General features: G+C 59.8%; 21 protein-coding genes. 10 read left to right on the forward strand and 11 right to left on the reverse strand.

Annotated elements, in window-relative coordinates; genetic code table 11:
* Positions 1-74: 74 nt before the first annotated feature.
* The 4 genes from ACFFNA_RS27710 to ACFFNA_RS27725 form a co-directional block, all read right to left on the reverse strand.
* Positions 75-2,543, reverse strand: coding sequence for a glycogen/starch/alpha-glucan phosphorylase (locus tag ACFFNA_RS27710; protein ID WP_378923127.1), 2,469 nt, complete (start codon positions 2,541-2,543; stop codon positions 75-77).
* Between the two features lie 132 nt (positions 2,544-2,675).
* Complete coding sequence (locus tag ACFFNA_RS27715; RefSeq protein WP_378923128.1) at positions 2,676-3,464, reverse strand: ATP-binding cassette domain-containing protein; 789 nt, start codon at positions 3,462-3,464, stop codon at positions 2,676-2,678.
* Entirely contained in the window at positions 3,461-4,543 is a 1,083-nt protein-coding gene (locus ACFFNA_RS27720; RefSeq protein WP_378923129.1) for an ABC transporter permease, read from the reverse strand. Before ACFFNA_RS27720 ends, ACFFNA_RS27715 begins: the two co-directional genes overlap by 4 nt.
* 93 nt (positions 4,544-4,636) lie before the next feature.
* Positions 4,637-5,614, reverse strand: coding sequence for a sugar ABC transporter substrate-binding protein (locus ACFFNA_RS27725; protein ID WP_378923822.1), 978 nt, complete (start codon positions 5,612-5,614; stop codon positions 4,637-4,639).
* A gap of 268 nt (positions 5,615-5,882) precedes the next feature.
* Here ACFFNA_RS27725 and ACFFNA_RS27730 point away from each other — a divergent pair, with 268 nt between their 5' ends.
* The 4 genes from ACFFNA_RS27730 (at position 5,883) to ACFFNA_RS27745 (ending at position 9,874) form a co-directional block, all read left to right on the forward strand.
* Entirely contained in the window at positions 5,883-7,109 is a 1,227-nt protein-coding gene (locus tag ACFFNA_RS27730) for an ROK family transcriptional regulator (protein ID WP_378923130.1), read from the forward strand.
* Positions 7,109-7,555 (forward strand): RbsD/FucU family protein, encoded by a 447-nt coding sequence (locus ACFFNA_RS27735; RefSeq protein ID WP_378923131.1) that lies wholly within the window; start codon positions 7,109-7,111, stop codon positions 7,553-7,555. The genes ACFFNA_RS27730 and ACFFNA_RS27735 overlap by 1 nt, the downstream gene beginning before the upstream one ends.
* Positions 7,552-8,475 (forward strand): carbohydrate kinase family protein, encoded by a 924-nt coding sequence (locus tag ACFFNA_RS27740; protein ID WP_378923132.1) that lies wholly within the window; start codon positions 7,552-7,554, stop codon positions 8,473-8,475. The genes ACFFNA_RS27735 and ACFFNA_RS27740 overlap by 4 nt, the downstream gene beginning before the upstream one ends.
* Before the next feature lie 256 nt (positions 8,476-8,731).
* On the forward strand, positions 8,732-9,874 hold the full coding sequence (locus ACFFNA_RS27745; protein WP_111543852.1) for a DegT/DnrJ/EryC1/StrS family aminotransferase: 1,143 nt from the start codon (positions 8,732-8,734) through the stop codon (positions 9,872-9,874).
* Positions 9,875-9,887: 13 nt separating this feature from the next.
* Here the strand turns inward: ACFFNA_RS27745 and cysQ are convergent, their stop codons facing one another.
* From cysQ to ACFFNA_RS27765, 4 genes are read right to left on the reverse strand one after another with little or no spacing between them, the layout of a single operon-like run.
* The gene (gene cysQ / locus ACFFNA_RS27750; RefSeq protein WP_378923823.1) at positions 9,888-10,679 is read right to left on the reverse strand and encodes a 3'(2'),5'-bisphosphate nucleotidase CysQ; all 792 of its coding nucleotides are present in this window, start codon (positions 10,677-10,679) and stop codon (positions 9,888-9,890) included.
* Between the two features lie 10 nt (positions 10,680-10,689).
* Positions 10,690-12,627 carry a sulfate adenylyltransferase subunit CysN gene (gene cysN, locus ACFFNA_RS27755; protein WP_378923133.1) on the reverse strand — a complete coding sequence of 646 codons (1,938 nt, stop codon included), beginning with the start codon at positions 12,625-12,627 and terminating at the stop codon, positions 10,690-10,692.
* A gap of 2 nt (positions 12,628-12,629) precedes the next feature.
* Positions 12,630-13,535, reverse strand: a complete 906-nt coding sequence (cysD, locus tag ACFFNA_RS27760; protein WP_111543849.1) for a sulfate adenylyltransferase subunit CysD — start codon at positions 13,533-13,535, stop codon at positions 12,630-12,632.
* A gap of 44 nt (positions 13,536-13,579) precedes the next feature.
* On the reverse strand, positions 13,580-13,801 hold the full coding sequence (locus ACFFNA_RS27765) for a hypothetical protein (RefSeq protein WP_378923134.1): 222 nt from the start codon (positions 13,799-13,801) through the stop codon (positions 13,580-13,582).
* A 317-nt stretch (positions 13,802-14,118) separates the two neighbouring features.
* Here ACFFNA_RS27765 and ACFFNA_RS27770 point away from each other — a divergent pair, with 317 nt between their 5' ends.
* Together ACFFNA_RS27770 and ACFFNA_RS27775 are read left to right on the forward strand one after the other, a co-directional pair.
* Complete coding sequence (locus ACFFNA_RS27770; RefSeq protein ID WP_378923135.1) at positions 14,119-15,369, forward strand: O-antigen ligase family protein; 1,251 nt, start codon at positions 14,119-14,121, stop codon at positions 15,367-15,369.
* The gene (locus ACFFNA_RS27775) at positions 15,366-16,313 is read left to right on the forward strand and encodes an NAD-dependent epimerase/dehydratase family protein (RefSeq protein ID WP_378923136.1); all 948 of its coding nucleotides are present in this window, start codon (positions 15,366-15,368) and stop codon (positions 16,311-16,313) included. Before ACFFNA_RS27770 ends, ACFFNA_RS27775 begins: the two co-directional genes overlap by 4 nt.
* A gap of 48 nt (positions 16,314-16,361) precedes the next feature.
* Here ACFFNA_RS27775 and ACFFNA_RS27780 read toward each other — a convergent pair whose 3' ends face one another.
* The 3 genes from ACFFNA_RS27780 to ACFFNA_RS27790 all read right to left on the reverse strand — a co-directional run bounded on the left by ACFFNA_RS27780 (position 16,362) and on the right by ACFFNA_RS27790 (position 20,023).
* Positions 16,362-16,901, reverse strand: coding sequence for a sugar transferase (locus tag ACFFNA_RS27780; protein WP_378923137.1), 540 nt, complete (start codon positions 16,899-16,901; stop codon positions 16,362-16,364).
* Between the two features lie 121 nt (positions 16,902-17,022).
* Positions 17,023-17,955 carry a glycosyltransferase family 2 protein gene (locus ACFFNA_RS27785; RefSeq protein ID WP_378923138.1) on the reverse strand — a complete coding sequence of 311 codons (933 nt, stop codon included), beginning with the start codon at positions 17,953-17,955 and terminating at the stop codon, positions 17,023-17,025.
* A gap of 79 nt (positions 17,956-18,034) precedes the next feature.
* Positions 18,035-20,023 (reverse strand): UDP-N-acetylglucosamine 4,6-dehydratase, encoded by a 1,989-nt coding sequence (locus ACFFNA_RS27790; protein ID WP_378923139.1) that lies wholly within the window; start codon positions 20,021-20,023, stop codon positions 18,035-18,037.
* 268 nt (positions 20,024-20,291) lie between these two features.
* Here ACFFNA_RS27790 and ACFFNA_RS27795 point away from each other — a divergent pair, with 268 nt between their 5' ends.
* The 4 genes from ACFFNA_RS27795 (at position 20,292) to ACFFNA_RS27810 (ending at position 24,960) form a co-directional block, all read left to right on the forward strand.
* Positions 20,292-21,155, forward strand: coding sequence for an ABC transporter permease (locus ACFFNA_RS27795; protein WP_378923140.1), 864 nt, complete (start codon positions 20,292-20,294; stop codon positions 21,153-21,155).
* A gap of 5 nt (positions 21,156-21,160) precedes the next feature.
* Positions 21,161-21,862 (forward strand): ABC transporter ATP-binding protein, encoded by a 702-nt coding sequence (locus ACFFNA_RS27800; protein WP_111543843.1) that lies wholly within the window; start codon positions 21,161-21,163, stop codon positions 21,860-21,862.
* Between the two features lie 120 nt (positions 21,863-21,982).
* Entirely contained in the window at positions 21,983-23,362 is a 1,380-nt protein-coding gene (locus tag ACFFNA_RS27805) for a glycosyltransferase WbsX family protein (RefSeq protein ID WP_378923141.1), read from the forward strand.
* Complete coding sequence (locus ACFFNA_RS27810) at positions 23,362-24,960, forward strand: rhamnan synthesis F family protein (RefSeq protein ID WP_378923142.1); 1,599 nt, start codon at positions 23,362-23,364, stop codon at positions 24,958-24,960. Before ACFFNA_RS27805 ends, ACFFNA_RS27810 begins: the two co-directional genes overlap by 1 nt.
* Positions 24,961-24,981: the final 21 nt, after the last annotated feature.

Here is a 24,981-nt window from a genome sequence, read left to right on the forward strand (position 1 = left end):
GCACCAAGTGTTTTGTTTTAGGGTGTGCATTTCACACCCCTGGACCACATTGTTCGCGGCCTCATGCAATCACATCAGACAGGTACGTTCCAGATTTCTTTCGCATATTGGCGGATCGTGCGATCGGAGGAGAACCAGCCGACACGCGCAACGTTGCGGATTGCCTTGGCGTACCAGTCGGGACTGTTGCGCCAGACGGCATCGACTTGGCGCTGTGTCGCGGTGTAGGCGTCGAAATCGGCGGCGACCATGAACCAATCGCCCTGATAGAGACCGTTCATCAAGTCGCGGTAACGCTCCGGATCATCCGGCGAGAAGACGCCCGACGATACAGCGGCCACTGCTTGTGCCAGCTCGGACGATGCTTCGATCACAGCGCGCGGGTTGTAGCCATTGTTGCGCCGCTCGGCGACCTCCGCCGTGGTCAGGCCGAAGATGAAGATGTTGTCGTCGCCGACGCACTCCTTGATCTCGACATTGGCGCCGTCGAGCGTGCCGATGGTCAGCGCACCGTTCAGCGCGAACTTCATGTTGCCGGTGCCCGACGCTTCCATGCCGGCGGTCGAGATCTGCTCGGAAAGGTCGGCTGCCGGCATCATGATCTCGGCCAGGCTGACATTGTAGTTCGGCACGAACACCACCTTCAGCAAACCGCGCACGGCCGGGTCGCGGTTGATGACCTTGGCGACGTCGTTGGCGAGTTTGATGATCAGCTTGGCGTTGTGATAGCTGGGCGCCGCCTTGCCGCCGAAGAATTTTACGCGCGGCATCCATTCACGCTCGGGGTGCGAGCGGATCTGGTCGTAGAGCGCGATCGCTTCGAGGATGTTGAGGAGCTGGCGCTTGTATTCATGGATGCGCTTGACCTGGATATCGAACAGCGCCGAGGGATCGACCTTGATGCCGAGCCGCTCGGCGACGAGATTGGCCAGCCGTACCTTGTTGGCACGCTTGACGGCGGCGAACTTGTCGCGAAAGGCGGCATCGTCGGCGAAGACATCGAGACCCTTGATGGCGTCGATGTCGTCGAGAAAGCGGTCACCTATCGCCTCGCGGGCGAGCGACGTCAGCCCGGGATTGCACTGGATCAGCCAGCGCCGCGGCGTGATGCCATTGGTCTTGTTGTTGATGCGGTCGGGGTAAAGCTTATGGAGGTCGGCAAACACCGTTTCCTTCATCAATTCCGTATGCAACGCGGAGACGCCGTTGATCGAGTGCGAGCCGACAAAGGCCAGGTTGCCCATGCGCACCCGGCGGTCGCCGTTTTCCTGGATCAGCGAGATGCGGCTGATCTGCTCATCCGAAAACTGGTTGGAGGCACGCGCCTCCAAAAGCACCTCGGCGTTGATCGCATAGACGATCTGCATATGACGCGGCAAAAGCCGCTCGAACAGCGGCACCGGCCAGCTTTCCAGCGCCTCGGGCAGCAGCGTGTGGTTGGTGTAGCCGAAGGTGCGCTTGGTGACGCTCCAGGCCTGGTCAAAATCCATGCCGTGGACGTCCATCAACAGACGCATCAGCTCCGGCACCGCGATGGCCGGATGGGTGTCGTTGAGATGGATCGCCGCCTTGTCAGGCAGCGACAGCAGATCGCCATACTGGCTGAGATGACGCTGCAGGATGTCTTGCAGCGAGGCGGTGGAGAAGAAGTACTCTTGCCGCAGCCGCAGCTCCTGCCCTGCCTTGTGCGAATCCGCCGGATAGAGCACGCGCGACAAGGCATCGGCCTTGTTGCTTTCGGCGAGCGCGCCGATGTGGTCGCCGGCATTGAACTTGTCGAGCAGGATCGGATCGACCGGCATGCCCGACCATAGCCGCAGCGTGTTGACGCGGTTGGCCCGCCAGCCAACGACGGGCGTGTCATAGGCGACCGCCAGGACGTGCTCGGTCGGCTTCCAGACATGGCGCTCGAGGCGGCCGTCCTTCGAGGTGATCGATTCCACCGAACCGCCGAAACCGACCTCGAAGGAGCGTTCGCGCCGTTCGAACTCCCAGGAATTGCCATGATCAAGCCAGGTCTCAGGCAGTTCGACTTGCCAGCCGTCGTGAATCTCCTGGCGGAACATGCCGTTGGCGTAGCGGATGCCATAGCCATGCGCCGGAATGTTGACCGTTGCCATGCTTTCCATGAAGCAGGCCGCGAGCCGGCCGAGACCACCATTGCCGAGCGCCGCATCGGGCTCGAGCGAGGCGATGAGGTCGAGGTCGACCCCAAGCGACGACAGCGCCTTGCGCATATTGTCCATCAGGCCGAGATTGGAGAAGGCATCGCGCATCAGCCGGCCGATGAGAAACTCCAGCGACAGGTAATAGACGCGCTTTTCCTGCTGGGCGTAGGCCTCCTGTGTCGCCTGCATCCAGTGATCGACGATGCGGTCGCGCACGACCTTGATCGATGCGGTCAGCCAGTCGTGCTGCGTGGCAACGGAGGTACCTTTGCCGACCCGGTATTTGAGCGCCTTCAAGACTTCCCTTGCGAGCGTCTCTGGATCAGGATTTTCGAGCAGTGGCGGGAGGGGTTCGGATGTCATCGCGCGCGTCATGCTGCCTCTCGTGCGGTTGCCATGATCATACCGGCTTTCATCATTCCGCCCAGCCCATGCTAGCCGATACCGCTACATGTTCAATCGATTTAGATGAGCCCGTGCCGGCTTACCCTGCGGCAATTTGACAGTTCAGGCCGCCAGCACCGCCTCCGGCGGAACCTTGGCTCCAGTCATGAAGGCGACGGCATCCGACATCGTATATTGCTTGGGATCGATGACGCAGAGGCGGCGACCCAGCCGATGGATGTGAATGCGGTCGGCCACTTCGAAGACATGCGGCATGTTGTGCGAGATGAGTATGATCGGTAGCCCGCGCTTCTTGACATCGAGGATCAGCTCGAGCACGCGGCGGCTCTCCTTGACGCCAAGGGCCGCCGTCGGCTCGTCCATGATCACCATCTTCGAGCCGAAGGCGGCAGCGCGCGCCACCGCCACACCCTGGCGCTGACCACCCGAGAGCGTTTCCACCGCCTGGCTGATGTTCTGGATGGTCATCAGGCCCAGTTCGGTGAGCTTGTCGCGGGCGCGCTTTTCCATTGCCGGACGGTCGAGCATGCGCAGCCATTGGCCGAGGAAGCCCGGCTTGCGGATTTCGCGGCCGAGGAACATGTTGTCTGCGATGGACAGCGCCGGCGACAGCGCCAGATTCTGATAGACGGTCTCGATGCCTGCTTCGCGAGCCTCCATCGGCGACTTGAAGGCAATAGGTTTGCCATCGAGGCGGATCTCGCCCTCATCGGGCGTGACTGCACCGGAAATCGCCTTGATCAGCGACGACTTGCCGGCGCCGTTGTCGCCGATGACGGCAAGGATTTCGCCCGGATAGAGGTCGAAGTCGGCGTTGTCCAAGGCGGTGACGCGGCCATAGCGTTTGACGAGCCCGCGGGCGGTGAGAATAGGGTCCTGAGCCTGGGTCATGCCGAGATCTTCCTGATCCACTGGTCGATGCCAACCGCCACGATGATAAGGGCGCCGACGGACAATTGCGTCCATTGCGGATCCGTGCCCCAGAGCCTCAGACCGAGCGCAAACACGCCGACGATAAGGGCGCCGAAGATGGTCCCGAGAATGGAACCGCGCCCACCGAACAGCGAGGTGCCGCCGATCACCACGGCGGTGATCGAGTTGATGTTCTCGAACTGACCTGCTTGTGGCGAAACCGATCCGATGCGTCCAATCAAGGCCCAGCCGGCAATGGCACAGATGATGCCCGTGAGCGTATAGACCGCAAGCAGCATCCGGTCGACGCGAACACCCGACAATTCAGCCGCCTCCGGGTCGTCACCTACCGCATAGACATGCCGTCCCCAGGCGGTGTGGTTGAGCACGTACCAGGCGATCGCCGCCATGATCAGCATCAGCAGCACGCCATAGGTGAACACGGCGCCGCCGATCTTGAACGAATTGCCGAAGAACTGCAGCAACGGTGCATTTGCTTCGAGATCCTGGCTGCGGATGGTCTCGTTGCCCGAATAGATGAAGTTGATGGCCGCATAGATCGACCAGGTGCCAAGCGTGACAATGAAGGGCGGCAACTTCACCCTGGCGATGAGGATGCCGTTGACAAAGCCGCACAGCGCTCCGACCAGAAGGCCGACAGCGACGGCAATCGGGGCCGGGACGCCGTAGTGCATGGCGAACTGACCCATGACGACCGAACTCAGCACCATGATGGCGCCGACGGACAAGTCGATGCCGGCGGTCAGCACCACGAGAGTCTGGGCGATGCCCACCATGCCGGTAATCGCCACCTGCTGCAGGATCAGCGTCAGCGTGAACGGCGAAAAGAAACGTCCGCCGACGACGATGGCGAACAAGATCACCGAAAGGAGCAGGATGATCAACGGCACCATGGCCGGGCTTTTGTGCAGCCGGTGCTGGATGCTCTCCAGCGGTGTGCGCGAATGGGTGTCGAAGGAAGCGACGCTGGTGTCGCTTGCGGCCAGAGTCTTCTCGAACTCCTGTGGCCCGCTGGCCTTGGTGGTTTCAACGCTCAAAACGGCCTCCCCGCCATTTGCGCGAGGCGGCGGTGGCGCCTCGCGCAATTCTTCTTATCGTTGTCTCAAGATTGAGCCGATCGGAGGGTCAAATCAACCCCAGCACTTGGCGAGGCCTGCCTTTGTGTCGATGGACTCGACGCCCGCTGCCGGCTTGTCGGTGATCAGCGTCACGCCGGTGTTGTAGAAATTCAGGCCGGGCGACGGCTCGGGCTTCTTGCCAGTATCGGCGAAGGCTTTGATCGCCTCAATGCCGAGGGAGGCCATCAGCAGCGGATATTGCTGGGATGTGGCTCCGATCACACCCTCGGTAACGTTCTTGACGCCGGGGCAGCCGCCGTCGACGGAAACGATCAACACGTCCTTTTCTTTGCCGACCGCTTTCAACGCCTGATAGGCGCCGGCCGCTGCCGGTTCGTTGATGGTGTAGACGACATTGATGTTTGGATCCTTCTGCAGGCAGTTCTCCATGGCGGTGTGACCGCCATCCTCGTTGCCGCTCGACAGATCATGGCAGACATTGCGCGCATCGGTCTCGTCACCGATCTTCTTGGGATCACCGAGGTCGATGCCAAAGCCCTTCATGAATCCCTGGTCGCGCTGCACGTCGACCGACGGCTGGCTGGCAATCAGGTCCATGTAGGCGATATGGGCGTCCTTGGCCTTGTCGCCCAAGGTTGCCTTGGCCCAGGAGCCGATCAGCTCGCCGGCCTTGAAATTGTCGGTTGCGAATGTCGCGTCCGCTGCGTCGGCCGGCTCGAGCTGCGTGTCCAGCGCAATCACCAGCACTCCGGCATCACGCGCCTTCTTCACTGCCGGCACAATTGCCACCGTGTCGGTGGCGGTGATCAGAATGCCCTTGGCGCCGTCGGCGATGCAGGATTCGATCGCCGCAACCTGGCCTTCATTGTCGCCTTCCGCCTTGCCGGCGTAGGACTTGAGATCGACGCCAATTTCCTTGGCCTTCGCCGTGGCGCCTTCCTTCATCTTGACGAAGAAGGGGTTGGTGTCGGTCTTGGTGATCAGGCAGGCGCCGACACCGGCCGCGGATGCGGTCGACGCAAACGCCATCAGGCCAAGCGCGGCGGCGGCAAACACGGTCGATTTCAACAGTTTTGTATTGGTCACGATTTTCCTCCCAGTGGAACCATTCCGGATGCCGGCCAACCGGCACCTGCAGCGCATCCAACGATATTCTCCCAGCGCGGACGCCTCCTCAACAGACACCAGAGCGAAGTCTCTGTCAATAATTAAATCACTCTTATTTATTATTGACAGCCTTGCTTCGTTCACCCATTCTGGCCCAAAAGCATTGTGGGGAAACGACGGGAGAAACAGGGTGGAGACCGCCATTGCGAGGCACGGTTCGCCCGAGGTGAATGACAGCCTCATTCACCGCGGCACCAACCAGAGCGGCATGCGGGACCACAACGAGCGGTTGGTGCTCTCGCTGGTGCGCCAGCACGGCAGCCTGGCGAAGTCCGACATCGCCCGCATGACCGGGCTTTCGGCGCAGACGGTTTCGGTCATCATGCGCGAACTGGAGGAAGAAGGCCTTCTGCTGCGGCAGGCGCCGTTGCGCGGCAAGATCGGCCAACCCTCGATCCCGATGGCGCTCAATCCCGACGGCGCCTATTTCATTGGCCTGAAGATCGGCCGCCGCAGCGCCGAACTCGTGCTGATCGACTTCCTTGGCCATGTCCGCTCGATGCTGCAGCATTCCTACCGCTATCCTGCGCCACGCGAGACCGTGGACTTCGTCAGCAACGGCATGCGGCAGATGCGCGGCGAGCTGACACCCGCGCAAGACAAGCGCATTGCCGGTCTGGGTATCGCCATGCCGTTCGAATTGTGGAACTGGGCCGATACCGCGGGCGCCCCGCGCGACGTCATGGACGAATGGCGTCACCGCGACATCAGAGCCGACATCCAGGCGCAATGCGATTTTCCGGTCTACCTGCAGAACGATGCGACGTCGGCCTGCGGCGCCGAACTCGTCTTCGGCCAGACCGGTGCTGCGCGTGACTTCGTTTATTTCTACATCGGCGCCTTTGCCGGCGGCGGCATCGTGCTCAACGGCCGGCTTTTTGGCGGGCCAACCGGCAATGCCGGAGCACTCGGCTCGATGCCAGTGCCCGGGCCGGACGGCAAGCCAACCCAGCTGATCGACGTGGCGTCCATCGCCATGCTCGAAAAGGCGCTCAATGCGCGCGGCGTCGAGGCTTCGCATCTGTGGACATCGCCGGAAGATTGGGGCGAGATCGGTCCCGAACTCGACGACTGGATCGCCAGCGCCTCGCAGGCGCTCGCCTATGCCATCGTCGCCGCATCCTCGGTCATCGATTTCGAGGCGGCGGTGATCGACGGATGGATGCCAAAGGCAGTCCGCCGCCGGCTGGTTGATGCCGTTATCGCGGCCATCGCCACGATCGACGGCGAAGGCCTGAAGCTTCCCGCCGTTCGCGAAGGAACCGTCGGCATCCATGCCCGGGCGCTCGGCGGCGCCAGCCTGCCGCTCTCCGAACGCTTCCTGATCGGTTCGACGACGATTGCCAGGAGCGCCTGATGCTGATCGGAATCCCGGCGCTGCTTGGTCCAGAGCTTCTGGCGACGTTGCGCGCCATGGGCCATGGCGACGAGATCGCGCTTGTCGACGGAAACTATCCGGCAGAGCAACAGGCCAACCGGCTCATCCGAGCCGATGGTCATCATCTCTTGCCGGTGCTCGATGCGATCTTGAGCGTGCTGCCGGTCGACGATGCCGTACCAGAGGCACTGTTTCGTGCCTCGGTGAAAGGCGATCCATCGCTCGCCGATCCCGTGCATCACGAGATCGAGGCGCTATGCGCAAAACGCGCGCCCGGCCGCAAGGTGGTTGCACTGGCCGGCGCCGACTTCTATGCACGGGTCAAATCGGCGCATGCCATCGTCGCGACTAGCGAGCCGCGGCTCTACGCCAACATCATCATCCGCAAGGGCGTGATCTATCCGCCGGAGACCAGGAAGCCATGATCCTCTGCTGCGGCGAAGCCCTCATCGACATGCTGCCGCGCACGACGACCAATGGCGAGCCGGCCTTTGCCCCCTATGTCGGCGGCGCCGTCTTCAATACGGCGATCGCGCTCGGGCGGCTGGGCGCGCCGGCAGGTTTTTTTTCAGGCCTGTCGTCGGATCTGTTCGGTGGCCAGTTCCGGGACGCGCTTGGGGCGAGCAAGGTTAGCTCCACCTATGCACACACGTCACCACGGCCAACGACGCTGGCCTTCGTCAAGCTGGACAACGGCCAGGCGACCTACACGTTCTATGATGAGAACACCGCCGGCCGCATGCTGACCATCGACGACCTGCCGCAGCTCGGCAACGAGATCGAGGCCATGCTGTTCGGAGCCATCAGCCTGATCTCCGAGCCCGCCGGCAGTGCCTATGAGGAGTTCATGCGGCGCGAGCACGAAAGCCGCGTCATGATGCTCGACCCCAACATCCGGCCGAACTTCATTCCGGACAAGGCCAAGCACCTCAGGCGCATCCGCGCCATGATGGCGATGGCCGATATCGTGAAACTGTCGGACGAAGACCTGAACTGGTTCGGCGAAGCCGGCTCGCACGAGGATGTCATCCGCAACTGGCTCGACCGCGGCCCGAAGCTGATCGTCGTCACGCGTGGCAGCGAAGGCGCCATCGGCTACACCAAGGAACACACCGTCACGGTGATGACGGAGAAGGTCAAGGTGGTCGACACGGTCGGCGCCGGCGACACATTCAATGCCGGCATCCTCGCCTCGCTGCAGGAACAAGGCCTGCTGACAAAGACGGCAATCGCCGGCCTTTCGCAGGACGCCATCAGCAAGGCACTAGCGCTTGGCAACAAGGCGGCGGCCGTGACCGTGTCGCGGGCCGGCGCCAATCCGCCATGGCGGCATGAGATCGCCTGAACAGACGGCAAATCGCCTGGAAAGCGCTGGGATTGTCGATCACTTTATGTTTCGCCTGACCGCGCCGATCCGATATAGGCTGGTGGCGGCAGCCGCCGAAGCCCGGATTTCAGGCATCTCGAACGATCCGGCCGGAAATCCGAGGTAACAGACTGCGACACCTAGGCAATTCGCGGTTTTGCTCCTGCGGCTTTCTCGGCCGGCGCAACTCTGATACCAGCGGCCGGTTATCTGGCTAACCCGTTTTGAGGCCGACATGCAGTTCATCGATCTTGGCGCGCAGCGCGAACGAATCCGCGACCGGCTGAAGGCCGCGATCGACCGCGTCGTCGAAGAAGGCCGCTATATTCTCGGCCCGCAAGTCACCGAATTCGAAAACAAGCTCGCCGCCTATGTCGGCACCAAGCATGTCGTGGCCTGCGCCAACGGTACCGATGCGCTGCTGTTGCCGCTGTTTGCGGCCGGCGTCGGACCGGGTGACGCGGTGTTCGTGCCAAGCTTCACTTTCGCCGCCACCGCCGAAGTGGTGGCGTTGGCCAAGGCAGAGCCGGTGTTCGTCGATGTCGACCCGCATACCTACAACATCGACATCGCCAGCCTCGAGGCGGCCATCGCCATGATCAAGAAGGAAGGCCGGCTGAAGCCGAAGGCAATCATTCCCGTCGATCTGTTCGGCCTTGCCGCCGATTACGATGCCATCATGGCGATCGCCAACCGCGAAGGGCTGATGGTGATCGAGGATGCCGCCCAGTCGATGGGCGGCTCAAGCGACGGCAAGATGTGCGGCTCGTTCGGCGCGGTCGGCTCGACCAGCTTCTACCCGGCAAAGCCGCTCGGCTGCTATGGCGACGGCGGCGCAATGTTCACCAATGACGATGCGCTGGCCGAGCAACTCAGATCGTTCGCCTTCCATGGCAAGGGCGAGACGCAGTACGACAATGTCCGCGTCGGCATCAATTCGCGGCTCGACACCATACAGGCGGCCATCCTGGTCGAGAAGCTGGCCATCCTCGAAGACGAGATGGTGGCCCGCCAGGTGGTGGCCAACCGCTACGCCGAAGGGCTTGGCGACATCGTCACGGCGGCCCGCAATCTGGACGGCAGCCGCTCGGCCTGGGCACAATATGCGATCGAGACGCCCAAGCGCGACGGGCTGAAGGCGCATCTCGGCGAAAAGGGCATTCCGTCGGTCATCTACTACGTGAAGCCGCTGCATGCCCAAGTCGCTTATCGCGACTACCCGCGCACGCCGACCGGCCTTGCCGTGTCGGAGGACCTGCCGAAGCGGATCCTGTGCCTGCCGATGCACCCCTATCTCAGTGAAGCCGACCAGGACCGGATTATCGAGACGATCCGCAACTACATAGGCTCGAATTCGGCGCAGGCCGCAGCCGAGTAGGTTTCGGTCCGTCTCAGGCGGGGCTGACCCCTGCCCTGCCACTGGCAATGAAATGCGGATTGGCGAAATCCTCGTCATCGCTCTGCTTGCGCTTGCCATAGACCAGGGGCTGGCCGTCCAGCGTGCGCGTCATGCCGCCGGCCGCACGCAGCACGGCATCGCCCGCCGCCGTATCCCATTCCATGGTGCGGCCGAAGCGCGGATAGACATCCGCTTCGGCGCTGGCGAGAAGACAGAATTTCAACGACGAACCGACCGAAACGATCTCGGCGGCACCGAGATCGCGAATATAGGCTTCGGTTTCCGGCGTATTGTGGGAGCGGCTGGCGACGACGGCCAATGGTTCCACGGCCGTTCTCACCGAGATCGGCCGTCGGCCTGTGATCTGGTAGTCGTTGTCAACCTCGATGGCTTCCGCCCTGCCCGGCCGGCCCGAAAAAAAACGGCCGCTGCAGGGCGCAAAGACGACACCGACTTCCGGCACGCCATGACGGACAAGCGCGATGTTGACAGTGAAATCGGTACGGCGGTTGACGAATTCCTTGGTGCCGTCGAGCGGATCGATGAGAAAGAAAGCCCCGTCCAGGTCCGGCGGCACGATGCCGGCGGATGCCTCTTCCTCGGCCACGCAGGGAATGTCGGGAAATGCGGAGCGCAGTCCGGCGAGAATGATCTTCTCGCTCTCGCGGTCCGCCTCGGTCACCGGCGAGGCATCGGACTTCCGGTCGACCGCACAGCCGGCATGGAACACACGCATGACCTCGCGGCCGGCCGCCAGGGCCAGCCGCTCGAAGATTTCGAGCATCAGCCCGTCGTCAGATGCCGCCGCCGTTGTCGTATTGGTCTTCGGCAATGTCGCGCTCGTTCAGCCAGTGTTCCAGGGCGTCTACCATCTGTTCGGCCGATTTGCCGAGCGTCTTCAGATGGATTTCCGGTTTTTCCGGCGCTTCGTAGGGTGAATCGACGCCGGTGAAGTTCTTGATCTCGCCGTTCAGCGCGCGGGCATAAAGGCCCTTCGGATCGCGCCTAGCGCATTCCTCGAAAGGCGTGTCGACAAACACCTCGATGAATTCGCCGTCGGCCATCAATTCGCGCGCCATGCGCCGCTCGGCGCTGAATGGCGAAATGAATGAGACAATGACAATCAATCCGGCATCGGCCATCAAGCGCGCCACTTCGGCGACGCGGCGGATGTTCTCGACGCGATCGGCGTCGGTGAAACCAAGATCGCGGTTGAGACCGTGACGGACGTTGTCGCCGTCCAGGATATAGGTATGGCGGCCGGTGGCGAACAGCTTCTTTTCGAACAGGTTGGCGATGGTCGACTTGCCGGAGCCCGACAGCCCGGTGAACCAGAACACGGCGGGCCGCTGGTTCTTCATGTCGGCACGGACGCGCTTGCCGACATCGAGCGATTGCCAATGGATGTTTTCGGCCCGGCGCAGCGAGTGCAGGATCATGCCGGCGCCGACCGTGGCGTTGCTGATGCGGTCGATCAGGATGAAGGCACCGGTGGTGCGGTTCTCGGCGAAGGGATCGAAGGCGATCGGTGTCCGCGTCGAGATGTTGCAGATGCCGACTTCGTTCATTTCAAGCGACTTGGCTGCTTCATGGGCAAAGTCGTTGACGTTGATCCGGTACTTCAGGTCGGTGACGGTGGCGCTGCTCTGATCGGTCTCGGTGCGCAGGATGTAGGAGCGGCCGGGCAGCAGCGCATGCTCGTCGAACCAGACAATGTTGGCAGCGAACTGGTCGGCGACCTGCGGCCGTGCGGCCGGCGAAACCAGCATATTGCCGCGTGAAATCTCGACCTCGTCGTCAAGGACGAGCGTGACGGCCTGACCGGCGGCCGCTTGGGCCAGGTCGCCGCCATAGGAGACGATCCGCTTGACGCGCGAGGATTTGCCGGACTTAGCGACGACCACCTCGTCACCGGTTGCAACCGAACCGGACGCGATGGTGCCGGCGAAGCCGCGAAAGTCGAGATTGGGGCGATTGACATACTGGACCGGGAAACGGAACGGCAGCTCGACCACCGCTTCGTCGACCGACACGGTTTCGAGATGCTCGATCAGCGTCGGGCCGGAATACCATTCCATGCTGTCCGAGCGGCCGGTGACGTTGTCGCCGTAACGGGCGGACATCGGGATCGGCACGATGGTCTGGAAGCCGAGATCGCGCGAGAATTGCCCGTAGGCCTCGGTGATGCGTTCGAAGATCGCCTGGTCGAACCCGACGAGATCGATCTTGTTGACGGCCAGCACGATGTGCCGGATGCCGAGCAGCGAGGCGATGATCGAATGGCGTCTCGTCTGCGGCAATACCCCTTGCCGGGCATCGATCAGCACGATGGCCAGGTCGGCGGTCGAGGCGCCGGTCGCCATGTTGCGCGTGTATTGTTCGTGGCCGGGCGTGTCGGCAACGATGAACTTGCGCTTCGGCGTGGCGAAGAAGCGGTAGGCGACATCGATGGTGATGCCTTGCTCGCGCTCGGCCTCGAGGCCATCGACCAGAAGCGCGAAATCGATGTCGTCGCCAGTCGTGCCATGTTTGCGCGAATCGCGCTCGAGCGCGGCGAGCTGGTCCTCGAAAATCTGCTTGGTGTCCGACAGCAGGCGCCCGATCAGCGTCGACTTGCCATCATCGACCGAACCGCAGGTCAGGAAACGCAGCAGCGACTTCTTCTCCTGCGCCGCCAGATAGTCGCGGACACCGTCTGTGGGTGCGAGGCTCTTTGCCATGATGTGGCGCATGGTCAGAAATACCCCTCGCGCTTCTTCTTTTCCATCGAGCCGGCTTCATCGCGGTCGATCAGGCGACCCTGCCGTTCGGAGGTGCGCGCGGTCAGCATTTCGCCGACGATGGCTTCCAGCGTGTCGGCATCCGATTCGATGGCGCCGGTCAGCGGATAGCAGCCGAGCGTGCGGAATCGGACAAGCCGGTTCTCCACCGTCTCGCCGGGACGCAGTTTCATGCGCTCGTCGTCCCGCAGGATGAGCATGCCGTCGCGCTCGACCACCGGCCGCTCCTTGGCGAGATAGAGCGGCACGATCGGGATGTTTTCCTGCAGAATATACTGCCAGATGTCGAGCTCGGTCCAATTCGACAGCGGAAAGACGCGGATCGATTCACCCGATGCGATGCGGGTGTTGAATATCTTCCACATCTCGGGTCGCTGGTTCTTCGGGTCCCAGACATGCTGCGCGTTGCGGAAGGAGAAGATGCGCTCCTTGGCGCGCGATTTCTCCTCATCGCGACGGGCGCCGCCAAAGGCCGCGTCGAAGCCGTATTTGTCGAGCGCTTGGCGCAGCGCCACGGTCTTCATCACATGGGTGTGGGTGTTCGAACCGTGATCGAACGGATTGATGTTGTCGCGCACGCCATCTTCGTTGACATGAACCAAGAGATCGAAGCCGAGTTTCTGCGCCATCTGATCGCGAAAGGCGATCATCTCGCGGAATTTCCACGTCGTGTCGACGTGAAGAAAGGGGAACGGCGGCTTGGCGGGATAAAACGCCTTCATAGCCAGATGCATCAGCACGGAGGAATCCTTGCCGACGGAATAGAGCATCACCGGCTTGGCAAAGGCGGCCGCAACCTCGCGGAAGATGTGGATGGACTCGGCTTCAAGCCGCTGAAGATGCGTAAGCGCGATGGTCATGGACTGTAAGCGTTCTTTCGTGCCTTCCGACAGAAGACCTTGCCTCAAATCATCGAGCTTTTTGCGCCCGGTTCAAGCCTTGCTTCTGGACAATCTCTTTCGTGCCGGCGTTCTAGCAGATCGCCGTTGTCGAGAACAATGCAAGACTGGCCGGGCGGCGCACGGTTCGGGAATGAATTTTCCATGCGCGCGGCAAAACTCGGAAATTCCTGCTCGTGGGGCGAGCCGACGAGAAAAGCCGGGGAAAATATTGCCTGGCTGAACACGCAGATTGCCTGGTGCAGGCCTTGGCCAGGCGCCCGTCGGTGGCCATCGATTTCTGGCGGCAACTCCACCTTGCCGCACTATCGAAAAAAGGACCCAGCCGCTATACCGGCCGTTGAAGACGCGCACGACGCATGATGGAACATTTGCAATTTCGAGGCGATCATATCCGTTTCCGCCGATGACACCTATCGCTCCCAGAGAATTGTGACCTAGAGCATTGAACCGGTTTTCATCCATACGACAGCAATTCACTGCCTCGCGGGTGAATGTCTACCTCTCCATCCTTTGCTTCTTTTTTCCACCGGTTCTGGGATCGTTGGTCAGTTTCGTGTTCAATGGCGGAGCCCTCGCGTCCGTCGTGCTGATTGCCACCGGGAAAAGGCGCTTCAACATCGACCGGCCCATGATCTGGCTGACGGTCGCGATCTATGCCTATTGCGCGGCCAATCTCATGGCTTCCATCGTCAACAACTCGTTCGCTAGAGATGCGCCACACCTTATCCCGCTCGTCACCTTCCTGTTTTTCCCAATCTCCTATTCGACATGGAGCATCACGCAGAAAACCACGCTTGCCCGCATCATCGTGCTCAGCAGCATGGCCGCCTGTTTTGTCGCGCTGCTCATGGCCGTCATCCAGCAATATTGGATTGGGGTCAGAGCCGAGGGCGGGGCCGGCAATCCGATCGTCTTCGCAACCGTCGTCTGCCTTGCCGTGGTGGTCTGCGTGGCCGGTGCCTTGTCAGGCATTGAGCGAGCCCGGAACCCCCTCTTCTACGCCGCACTGGCCGGGACGATCGCCATCATCTATTCCGGTTCGCGTATTGTCTGGCTGGCGCTGCTGATTGCCGGCATCGCTGTTCTACTGATCAACCATCAGAGGCTCAGAGGCAGGAATGCCGTTCGCGTGCTGCTGCTGCTGACGGCAGTCGGCATCGTGATCGCCGCTTTCGGCTTCCAGGCGATATCCGGGCGCGTCGACTTTCTGCGCTCCGATTGGGATGCGCTTGGGACTCACGACAACTACGACACCTCGTTGGGAATACGCGTTGCCCTTTGGGAGATCGGCCTCAGGGCATTCCATGACATGCCAGTGTTCGGACATGGTGCGGGTGCGAGCCAGCTTTTGATCAAGCAGGGCTTTCATGACCAGTTCGCAATGGACACAGGCTTCAGCCATTTCCACAACGGCTTCCTGACCGCCTTGGTGCAAGCAGGAATTCTGGGCGCCGTGACGCTGGCGGCGATCTTTGTCGTTGCCGCTGGAAATGCCGCATGGGTCTTGCGAAACAGCAGCGATCCGGTCGAGCGGTTCGGTGCGACCATGATTGTCATCGTCGTGATCACCTATCTCACAGCCGGGATGACGGGCATCCTGATCGGCCATGACATTCTGGACTCGGTGCTGATGGTCTTCCTGGTGTGCGGGACATATCTTGCCTGCGGACGTCAGGCTCCGTTGGTGGAAGAGCAGGCGCTTCCACCAGTGACGGAAGGGCAAGCCCTTCCATCAGCGGAAGAGCAGGCGCTTCCACCGGCCACCCAAGAGCTGTTGCGAGCAAGGCAATGAAAGTCTTGGTGACAGGTGCCACGGGTTTCATCGGACGTCTTGTCGTGCACCACCTTCGCGAGGCCGGCGCCGAGCTTCGCCTCGCCTCACGTCACCCGGAGACGCTGGGTTCGGGAAGCGAGGCTGTGCTGATGCCAGGTTTCGATGCGCCTGCCGCGGCCTTCCTGGCACTCACCAGGGATGTGACCCATGTCGTCCATTGTGCCGGCCTCAACAATTGTCAGGGCGACGCCACCGAGGCCGATTATCGGGCGGCCAATGTGGAATTGAGCGCGCGGCTGGCGGATGCCGCGGCCGCGCAGGCAAGCGGACGTTTCATCCACCTCTCCTCGATCCGGGCCGTGATCGGCGCTCGCGTCAGCGCAACGATCGACGAGAACACGCTTGCTGCCCCGCAATGCGTATACGGGCGCTCGAAGCGCGAAGGCGAAATCAAGGTTCTCGGCGCCTATGCGTCGCACGGCCGTTCCGATGCCGCCGTGTTGCGCCTGCCTCCGGTCTATGGGAGCGGCATGAAGGGAAACCTGGCGACGCTGATGCGACTGGCTGATACGGCGCTACCGCTGCCGACGGGCGCCTTGACGGGAATCCGCTCGCTGATGTCCTCCGAGGCTGCGGCGCGAGCGGTGTCGCACCTGCTGAGCCATTCGGGGTCACTTCGCCCGATCTATATTGGCGCCGATGTACCGTCGGTCGCCGTCGCGGCCGTCATCGCCGCCTTTCGCAGCGGTTTCGGACGGCCGATGCGCCTGATCGCCGTGCCGGCCGGCCTGATGCGGCCGGCCGCCGCCGTGCTGGGCAAGCGGGCGTTTTGGGACAGCATGACCGCGACGCAGATATGCGACCCTTCGCTGCTGATATCGCAGGGGTGGGCACCGGAAACCGGTACGCTGGAGCGGCTGGCCGAACTGGCGCGGCTCGGTGAACCTCGACTTCCTGTTTGACCGTGATCTTTCCAAAAACCGGCTTCCAGTTTTGGGATCATGGTCTGCTCAGCTTCGATAGAGCGTTCCAAACAGGATCCGAAGGTCGAGCCAGAACGATGCTGTCCTGAGATAGGCGGCATCCGTTTTGGCCAAAAGCTCCGGGTTCGACATGTCGATGCCCCTGATCTGGGCCAGACCGGTTATGCCCGGAAGTGCCGCCAAAACCCCCAGCCGCCTGCGACACTCGATCAAATCCGTTTGAGTCGGCAGACAGGGACGCGGCCCGACCAGGCTCATCTCGCCCTTCAGAACGTTCCAGAACTGCGGCAGCTCGTCGAGCTTGAATTTCCGCAAGACCTTGCCAACCGAGGTAACGGAATTCGCGGGCGCCTCGTGCGAGGGCAATGACGGCGTTCCGACATACATTGTCCGCAATTTGTGACAGCGAAAAAGCAGGCCATCGCGGCCGACCCGCGTCTGCGAAAAAATGGCCGGACCGGGCGATGATGCCCGAACGGCAAGGAAGGCTAGCACCAGGACAGGAGATGTGACCACCAGCAGCAGAGCCGCACCGGCAAGATCGAAGATTTGCTTGGTTGCGTTCATGAACGGCCGATAGTGCTCCCTGCCAAAGCCCCGAGGCAACGCCGCAGACGAAGCCCGTCAATACGGTCGACGTAGCATGAGGTCATCTGTTGGCCAAGCACACCATGCAGCCGTTCGATGCTCAGATGCGACCCAGGATGAATGCGAGATAGAGCCCCAGGGTGCCGGAAAGAGTCTGCCGATAGACACCGCTTTTGCGCAGGCCGCCCAAACGCTGGAAAAGATTGCCCTGCCGCCCGTTTGTGAACAGGTCGAGGCACGCCGCTGCATCCTCGGTCAGGAGGTCGCGATTGACGGCAAGGCCCTCAAGATTGCGATCCGTCCAGCCGGCAAACTCGCCCTTGAACAGGCGGCCAACCCGGGAAACCCTTGCTCTCCACGACACGTTGGCGCCAACCAGGTTTGCGGCATGCTGCCGGTAGCGCACCAGCGGCCGCGGATCGTAGCGGACGATGCCGCCGGCGGCGGTCACGATGAGATAGGCCCACCAGTCGTGGCTGACGAACCCGGTCTGCGCGGAGGCCCTGGCCAGCAGGTCGCGGGCCGCGGCGTTGAGCAGGATGGTGTTGCCGCCGGCGATGCTTTGCACAAGTGCGTTGCGAAAGGATGGCGGCCGGCGAAACAGCGGCGAATGGCCGACAAGGCTTCCCGTTTCCGTCATGGTTGCGGTTCGCGAGCAAAACATCAGCGGGGTTTTTGCGTCATAGGCCTGCATCCAGCTGACAGCGCTCTCCAGCCGGTCGGACTCCCAGATATCGTCCTGGTCGCAGAAGGCATAGCAGTCCGCATCGATACGTCGATCAAGGATCATCGACCGGAAATTGCCGGCGAACCCCTGCCGCGGCCCCTCCACCAGGGTCATTCGACCCTTGGGCCAGCGGGACTTCCATGCCTCGATGATGGCGATCGTGCCATCTATGGAGCCATCGTCGGAGATCCACAGGTCGACCAGAGGGTGCGACTGCGCGAGCAGGGATTGCAGTTGCTCATCGATGAAGGCGGCGCCGTCTTTCGTGCCCATCAGGACTGCGATGCGCGGATCTTCTTTGCTCACAAGCTTCAAACACCCTGCAAATGCCTGGGAATGGCTGGTTTTGTCCGATCCACGATCAGGATCGCTTTCTGGATTGGGTTTAGGTCGCCCGCCGGGCCGTTTTCGGGATCACGTCCTGATGGATGCTGCCCCTGGCCTTCTTGGCGTGGTCGAGGCCTGCCAGCACGGCGAGCGCGGCATCCTTGTCCTGGTTCTTCACCGACTGCTGCAGCGCCGTGAGCGCGGCCTGGACATCCGACCATTCCACGACATCCGTGCTCAGGCCAAAGATCTTCGAAATGCCGAGTTCGACGAGTTCCTCATCTTCGCCATGCAGCGTTTCGTGGAGTTTCTCGCCCGGCCTTATGCCGGTGAACCGGATTGGAATGTCCGTGTATGGGCTCTTTCCGGCCAGGCGGATCATTGTTTCGGCGACTTCAAGGATCGGCACCGGCTTGCCCATGTCGAGCATATAGACGGCATAATCTTCCCTGCTCTGCCGCGATGCGGCATCGGCCGCCGACATGATGACCAGATCGACGGCCTCGGCCACGGTCATGAAATAGCGTGTCATGCGCCGGTCCGTGATGGTGACAGGCCCTCCGGCCTCGATCTGCGCCTGGAATATGGTCGCCACCGAACCGTTGCTGCCAAAGACATTGCCGAAGCGAACGGCTACGAACTTGGTGACCGATCGACGCGCGCCCGGCTCGCTCGCGGGGGGCCCATGCAAGGCGCTGATGATCTGTTCGGCAGCCCGCTTTGTCACGCCGAGCACCGATGAGGGATCCACCGCCTTGTCGCTCGATATCAGGACAAACTGCGCAACCCCGCATTTGGCGGCGACTTCGGCACAGACAAGCGTGCCGAAGACATTGGTCTGGATGGCCGAATCCCAGTTTTCCTCGAGCAGCGGAACATGCTTGAGCGCCGCGGCGTGAAAGACGATGTCCGGTCTGAATTCCGTGACCACACGCGTGATCTGGCGCCGGTCCGCGACATCGACGATACGGACCTTGAGACGGTCGTGGTCCTTCTCGTCAATGTACTGGCTCAACTGGAAGATGCCGAACTCGGAGTTGTCGGCGACGAGCACTGCCTCCGCCCCCAGTTCCAACGACCGTTTGACCAACGTTCGGCCGATCGACCCGGCACCACCCGTCACCAGAACACGCTTGCCGCCAACAAAGGCACCGATACGCTCGACATCGGAAGGCACTGTCGGGCGGCGCAGGATCGTTTCCATCTCGACGGCGTCAAGAACCAGCTTTCCGTGCTGTTCCAGTTCCGAAAGACCGGAAAACTGCACGACCGTTATGTCGCCGTGCCGGGCGACGCGGACGAGTTCCGAATACTCCTCGATCTCGTGCTCGGCGCCGCTGCCGAAAATCAGCAAATCCAGGCTTTCGGTGCCGGTCGCATAGTCCTCCAGGACCTCGATCAGACGCGGCCGGGTCGCAACCACGGGAACACTTTGAATCCGCGTGCCCAATGGCACGCCGCGCTCGGTCGCCATGATCCCGGCGATGGAATAGTCGGCCGGCTCGGCCGTGCGCGTGAAGCGAATGATCAGGTCGGCTTCGCCGAGCCGGCCAACGAACAACGCCTGCTTGGCCTGCGTCTTGTCGGTCTTGGTGCTCAGAATGCCCCAGCTCGCGCCGTCACGCAGGAAGCGGTAGAACAGCCGGGGCGCCGATATGATCGTGAAGGAGACGAGGAAGAAGACGATGAACTGACGCTCGTTGAGCCCCTGCACAGGTTGGAAAGAACGAACCAGCATCGAAGCGGCGTACAGAGCCAACGTCAAAATCCCGCAGCTCTTCAGGATATTGAAAAAGTCGGGTGTCGAGGCGAAGCGCCAGACGGTCTTGTAGAGACCACAATATCTGAACAGGAAATGGCTGATGACAACAATGCCCGCCCAGGTTGCCAAACCCTGGTTGGAGAGCGGATCGAACGAAAGATCCGACCGCGTAAGCACAAGGCTGAGCGCCACGGCGACCAGGACCATGACCACGTCCTGGACCATGATGAAGGCGCGCCGCATTTTCGGCCTGAGTCCGAATACAGCTTCGAGGTAAGAATTCATTGGACGGCACTAGACTCCAGGCTCACGGACAGGAACATCACCAAGGTGCGAACACGAATATGCTTCGTGGCAGATCACTCTTTCAAAGTGCTATCCCTAGCCCGCCCTGTTGTATCGCATACTGCGGGCTCGAAGTCATAGCCAGATGTTTTTTCAAGGGAGCGCGAGGGCAAGGGATCGGACCCGACGCCCAACTCGCGACATTAAAACGCAGTGCGTTGCCATAAGCACGTCGCAATGGCTATTAAGAGGTCCATGGTGGTTCGTCATGGGCCTTGAAGAGACGAAGCGCCGGAAAAACCAAAGCGCTGGAAAAAAACAGATTGCGATACTCCCAACTATGATTGCGGCACTAAGCGGCGCTTTTGACGATATCTCCAAGGCCATACGGTTGCACCGGGTCTGGATCGCGCTTGCCCATGAGGATATCGGCGACCAGCACAGACGCACGACCCTGGGACCGCTTTGGATGCTGGTCAATTATTTTGCTTTCGTCGGCACATTTGTCTTTGTTTTCGTGACCAAAGACGCCATCAACCCAAGCTATATAGCCTATGTAGCCATCGGCATGCTGGTGTGGTTCTATCTCAACGAGACCATCAGCGTGAGCGTGTCGCTGTTCCAGCGCGAAGCGAGCTTCATTCAAGGCACGACGCTGCCGTTGTTCGTCTATGTGATGCGGTTGACGATGCAATGCGTCATTCGAGCTGCTTATTCGATGGCGGGTTGCGTTCTCATCCTGTTGCTAAGCGGCTACGGCACCAACATGAACTGGCTGTTTTCGGTGCCGGGCCTGCTGCTCATCATCTTGGCTACTCCTGCATTTGTCGTGGTTTTTGCTTTCCTGGGCGCTTTCTTTCCCGATAGCGAATTCATCGTCGGCAACATGATGCGGGTGGGCATGTTCTTCACGCCGGTCTTTTGGGTCTATAGCGGGCAAGAGGGCGTTCAGAAATATGCCTATCATTGGAACCCGTTCACCTATTTCCTGGAGAGCGTGCGCGAGCCCATCACCGCAGGCACATTTCCGATGCACGCGCTGGCGGTGACAGGCTATTTCTGCCTCGGCCTCTGGGCGCTTGCATTGCTGCTGCTGGGCCTTTATCGCAAGCGCATCGTTTTCCTGATCTGAGTTCCATGACCGCCATCAAACTGAACAATGTCAGCCTCGTTTATCGCCTGTTCGAGAAGTTGACGCTTTCGGCGCCTGGCCGGCGTCGAAGCGCACTCGGCGGCAACATAGCGAGCTCCGGCACCAAGCAGGTCGTGCAGGCACTCGACGATGTCAGCTTCGAGCTCAAGGCGGGCGACCGGTTGGGGCTTGTCGGCCCGAATGGCTCAGGCAAGACCACCCTGCTCAAGGTTCTCTACGGAATCTACCAGCCATCGGCTGGTACGATATCGATCGCGGGCAAGGTCGATGCCTTGTTCAACATCAGCATAGGGTTTCGTCCCGAGGCCACCGGGCGCAGAAACATCGTGCTGAGGGGGTTGATCAGCGGCTGGACGGCGGCCGAGATCGAAGAGAAGATGGAAGAAATAATCGATTTCAGCGAACTGGGCGACTTCATCGACCTGCCATTCAAGGCGTACAGCCAAGGTATGGCGGCACGTTTGGCATTTGCGGCAGCGACCGCGCTTGAGCCTGAAATTCTGCTGATGGACGAGTGGATCGGCGCCGGCGACGCGTCATTCCAGGAAAAAGCCAAACGACGGATGGACGAACTGGCAGAAAAGGCCGGCATCATCGTGCTGGCCAGCCACGACGATACGCTCATCCAGCGCGTTTGCACGAAGAGAATGGTGCTTAAAAACGGCCGGGTGGAGTCGCTGACTTGAGGCGCCGCTGACAGTGCGTGGAGTCGCCGACCGTATCTAAAGTGCGAGCGTGTCACCTGACACTGAAAGCATAGATGGAATTTCGGTCCCAGAAAAATAATGCCGAATTCGGATGATAAAATGGATATACACAGCCCCTCTTTTGAGGCTCTATCCGAATTGGCGGATGAACACCCTTCAAATTACTTCGATGTAGAAAAAGATCAATCAAAATTAATTGCATTTTACTTGCCGCAGTTTCATAGAGTAGCTGAAAACTCAGAGTGGTGGGGACCCGGATTCACCGAGTGGAACAACGTATCAAGGGCAAAGCCGAATTTCGAAGGGCATGTCCAACCCAATATTCCTCGCGATCTGGGATATTACGATCTCGGAAACGTTGAAACAATGCGCGAGCAAGCTGATCTCGCGAGAATATATGGAATAGGTGGGTTTTGCTTTTATCATTATTGGTTTAGCGGTCGACGAATATTGTCAACTCCGGTAGATAACTTTTTGAAGTCTGATATAAGTATGGACTTCTGTCTCTGTTGGGCAAACGAAAATTGGACGCGGACGTGGGATGGAGACACAAAGAGCGTCCTGTTGGCTCAGGAATATGCTGACGGAGATGCCGAAGCGTTCTTTGATTCGATAGCCGACGCCTTGGGCGACGAACGGTACATTAAAATTTCAGGCGAACCATTGCTTCTGGTCTATCGCGCCAAGGCAATACCTAACGCGGGAAAGTGGTTCGCTATCTGGAGAAAGCGGGCCCAACAACTCGGATTCCCTGGATTGCACATTGCCGTTGTGGATTTTTACGATATTTCACACCCAAATGAGGTCGGGGCAGACTCTCTCGTGGAGTTTCCTCCACACAAGTTCAATGGCCCTCAAAGCAGGCCCGATGTACTCCCCAAGATAACAAATTCGGATTTTAAAGGCGGCATAATAGACTACCAAAGGGTTGTATTGCAAAGTGCACTCCGTGATGTGCCGCGCTTCAAATTATTCAGGGGCATCATACCATCCTGGGACAACACGCCCCGACGGCAAGACACCCCCGTAATCGTTTTGAATTCCAGCCCACGCCTGTATGGCGCGTGGCTCAGGTATCTGCGGGCATATGTTCGCTCTGAATCGCCGGAGGAATCCGGGAGACTTATCTTTGTCAACGCATGGAACGAATGGGGCGAAGGTTGCTACCTTGAACCCGACCAAAAAAACGGCCTCTCATATTTGGAGCAGACGCTGAAATCTTCTTTTTATCGCAAGGGAGCGGATGAGGAGAGCGGGATTGATGGCGCCCGGAAGCAGCTCTTCGATGCATTGACGCATGAAGAAGGTTCAGATCCAGCAAGTGGGAAGGCATCTCCAGCGAAGCGACGTGCCAAACTCACTTTATATACCCCAAGCTCTTTTTCTCAAAAAATCGCCTTCGCGCTTCGTAGCCGACCACTGATGCTCAAGATTGCCAAATTTGTCTACGTGGCATCATTGCGGTTGAGAGGCAGATAGTGGCAATTGACGTTGCAATTGTAGCGCATTTTGACCCCAACGACAGAATTGAGAGTAATTTCTGCGATTTTCTTGCATGCCTTCGGAGTGTCTTTGATAGGGTAGTGTTGGTTACCACAAGCGAAATTGGTAACTTGCCACCTATTGAAGGGATTGAAGTAATCAAGAGACCGAATATTGGGTATGATTTCTACAGCTATAGAGTTGGCGTAGAACGCGCTCTTATCTCCAATGATTTGGAGCATATCGCCCTGATAAACTCGAGCGTCGTCCTGCTAGATACACATCGACTTTCTGACGCGCTTCGAAATATGATAAGGCTGTGTGACTCGTATAACGCAGTCGGAGCAACGAGCTCGCGCCAATTTGGGTGGCATATTCAGTCTTATATGATGGTATTGGGTAGAGGTGTATTTTTATCCGAGTGGTTTCAGAAATTCTTTAGAGACATCTCCCCCATGAATACAAAAATGGAGATGATTTTAAGTTACGAGATAGGGTTTTCATCTGCGTTGGTGAAAAACCGGGTTAAAGTCGCGACGCTTCTATCACCGGCATCGAAAGCGGCGGTGAATTGGTCCCACATATCTGCCGGCCCGATTGCGCAACAGTTCGGTTATGTGAAGATGGAGGTCTTGAGGGACAACCCGCATGGGATAGATGTTCAGGGCATTCGCGATTCCGCGACCGAGGAGAGGCTGAAGCAGGTCGATGAAATGGTCGAGCGAGCCAGAGGGCATTACCAGGTTGGCGACGATAACCTGTTCACTCTGAAAAGACCGGAGAAGCTGCCTCTTTCAACGATGAAGACGGCGCGCTGGAGATTGCCGCATCGAAGTGGAGTGTTAACAGCGGTCGTTGTTCATTTGTATTATATTGAGATGATCGATGAAATTTGCGATTATCTTGAGAATATAATTGTACCATTTGACGTATTTGTCACGACCCCATTCGAGGGGGATGTCGCACCCATCATAGATCGGTTTGCTGAGGTTGGTGCCAGCGTATCAGTATATCTAACAGAAAATCGCGGAAGAGATATCGGCCCGTTCGTCTCACTTTATCGTTCAGGAGACTTGGATGGATATGACGCGATCCTTAAAATTCACTCCAAGAAGAGCACATACAGCGACAGAGGCGACGAATGGCGTGATCGCCTCTATCGAAGCTTGGTCGGTGATTCCCTGATCGTGCTAAGGGCAATTGATTTGTTGCGATCGGGGGAGATCGGGATTGTGGGGCCTCACGACTATTATCTCACCAACGAAAAATATTGGGGCGCAAATCGTGACACTGTGCGAGATCTCCTTACGGCGATGGATGTGCACAGCGCTGGAGACGAACCTGAGCTTGGTTTTTTTGCTGGCTCCATGTTTTGGTTCCACCCAAGCGCTTTGCGTTCTCTTCAGAGGATTGATGAGGAAAAGCTGAGATTCGAACCAGAAAACGGAATTCAAGACGGTACCCTTGCACATGCCGTGGAACGGGTGTTTTGCACGATAGCGCGCAAGGCTGGTTACCGCACGACCAGCGCCGCGCTGAAAGGTAATGAAATTCATCTTACCGAGACGGAGAAGAATAATGTGCCAGTTTTGTAGCCGCGCGAGATGAGATCCGGC

Source organism: Mesorhizobium kowhaii, from assembly GCF_042431665.1.
Lineage (GTDB): Bacteria > Pseudomonadota > Alphaproteobacteria > Rhizobiales > Rhizobiaceae > Mesorhizobium > Mesorhizobium kowhaii.

What these genes read in the sequence shown, in the direction of transcription:
- ACFFNA_RS27745 (WP_111543852.1), top strand. Translation starts at nt 8,732, where the DNA reads ATGCAGTTCATCGATCTTGGCGCGCAGCGCGAACGAATCCGCGACCGG.
- ACFFNA_RS27735 (WP_378923131.1), top strand. Translation starts at nt 7,109, where the DNA reads ATGCTGATCGGAATCCCGGCGCTGCTTGGTCCAGAGCTTCTGGCGACG.
- ACFFNA_RS27710 (WP_378923127.1), bottom strand. Translation starts at nt 2,543, where the DNA reads ATGACGCGCGCGATGACATCCGAACCCCTCCCGCCACTGCTCGAAAAT.
- ACFFNA_RS27800 (WP_111543843.1), top strand. Translation starts at nt 21,161, where the DNA reads ATGACCGCCATCAAACTGAACAATGTCAGCCTCGTTTATCGCCTGTTC.
- cysD (WP_111543849.1), bottom strand. Translation starts at nt 13,535, where the DNA reads ATGACCATCGCGCTTACGCATCTTCAGCGGCTTGAAGCCGAGTCCATC.
- ACFFNA_RS27725 (WP_378923822.1), bottom strand. Translation starts at nt 5,614, where the DNA reads ATGGCGTTTGCGTCGACCGCATCCGCGGCCGGTGTCGGCGCCTGCCTG.
- ACFFNA_RS27790 (WP_378923139.1), bottom strand. Translation starts at nt 20,023, where the DNA reads ATGAATTCTTACCTCGAAGCTGTATTCGGACTCAGGCCGAAAATGCGG.
- cysQ (WP_378923823.1), bottom strand. Translation starts at nt 10,679, where the DNA reads ATGCTCGAAATCTTCGAGCGGCTGGCCCTGGCGGCCGGCCGCGAGGTC.
- ACFFNA_RS27805 (WP_378923141.1), top strand. Translation starts at nt 21,983, where the DNA reads ATGGATATACACAGCCCCTCTTTTGAGGCTCTATCCGAATTGGCGGAT.
- ACFFNA_RS27780 (WP_378923137.1), bottom strand. Translation starts at nt 16,901, where the DNA reads ATGAACGCAACCAAGCAAATCTTCGATCTTGCCGGTGCGGCTCTGCTG.
- ACFFNA_RS27740 (WP_378923132.1), top strand. Translation starts at nt 7,552, where the DNA reads ATGATCCTCTGCTGCGGCGAAGCCCTCATCGACATGCTGCCGCGCACG.
- ACFFNA_RS27775 (WP_378923136.1), top strand. Translation starts at nt 15,366, where the DNA reads ATGAAAGTCTTGGTGACAGGTGCCACGGGTTTCATCGGACGTCTTGTC.
- ACFFNA_RS27795 (WP_378923140.1), top strand. Translation starts at nt 20,292, where the DNA reads ATGGGCCTTGAAGAGACGAAGCGCCGGAAAAACCAAAGCGCTGGAAAA.
- cysN (WP_378923133.1), bottom strand. Translation starts at nt 12,627, where the DNA reads ATGCGCCACATCATGGCAAAGAGCCTCGCACCCACAGACGGTGTCCGC.
- ACFFNA_RS27715 (WP_378923128.1), bottom strand. Translation starts at nt 3,464, where the DNA reads ATGACCCAGGCTCAGGACCCTATTCTCACCGCCCGCGGGCTCGTCAAA.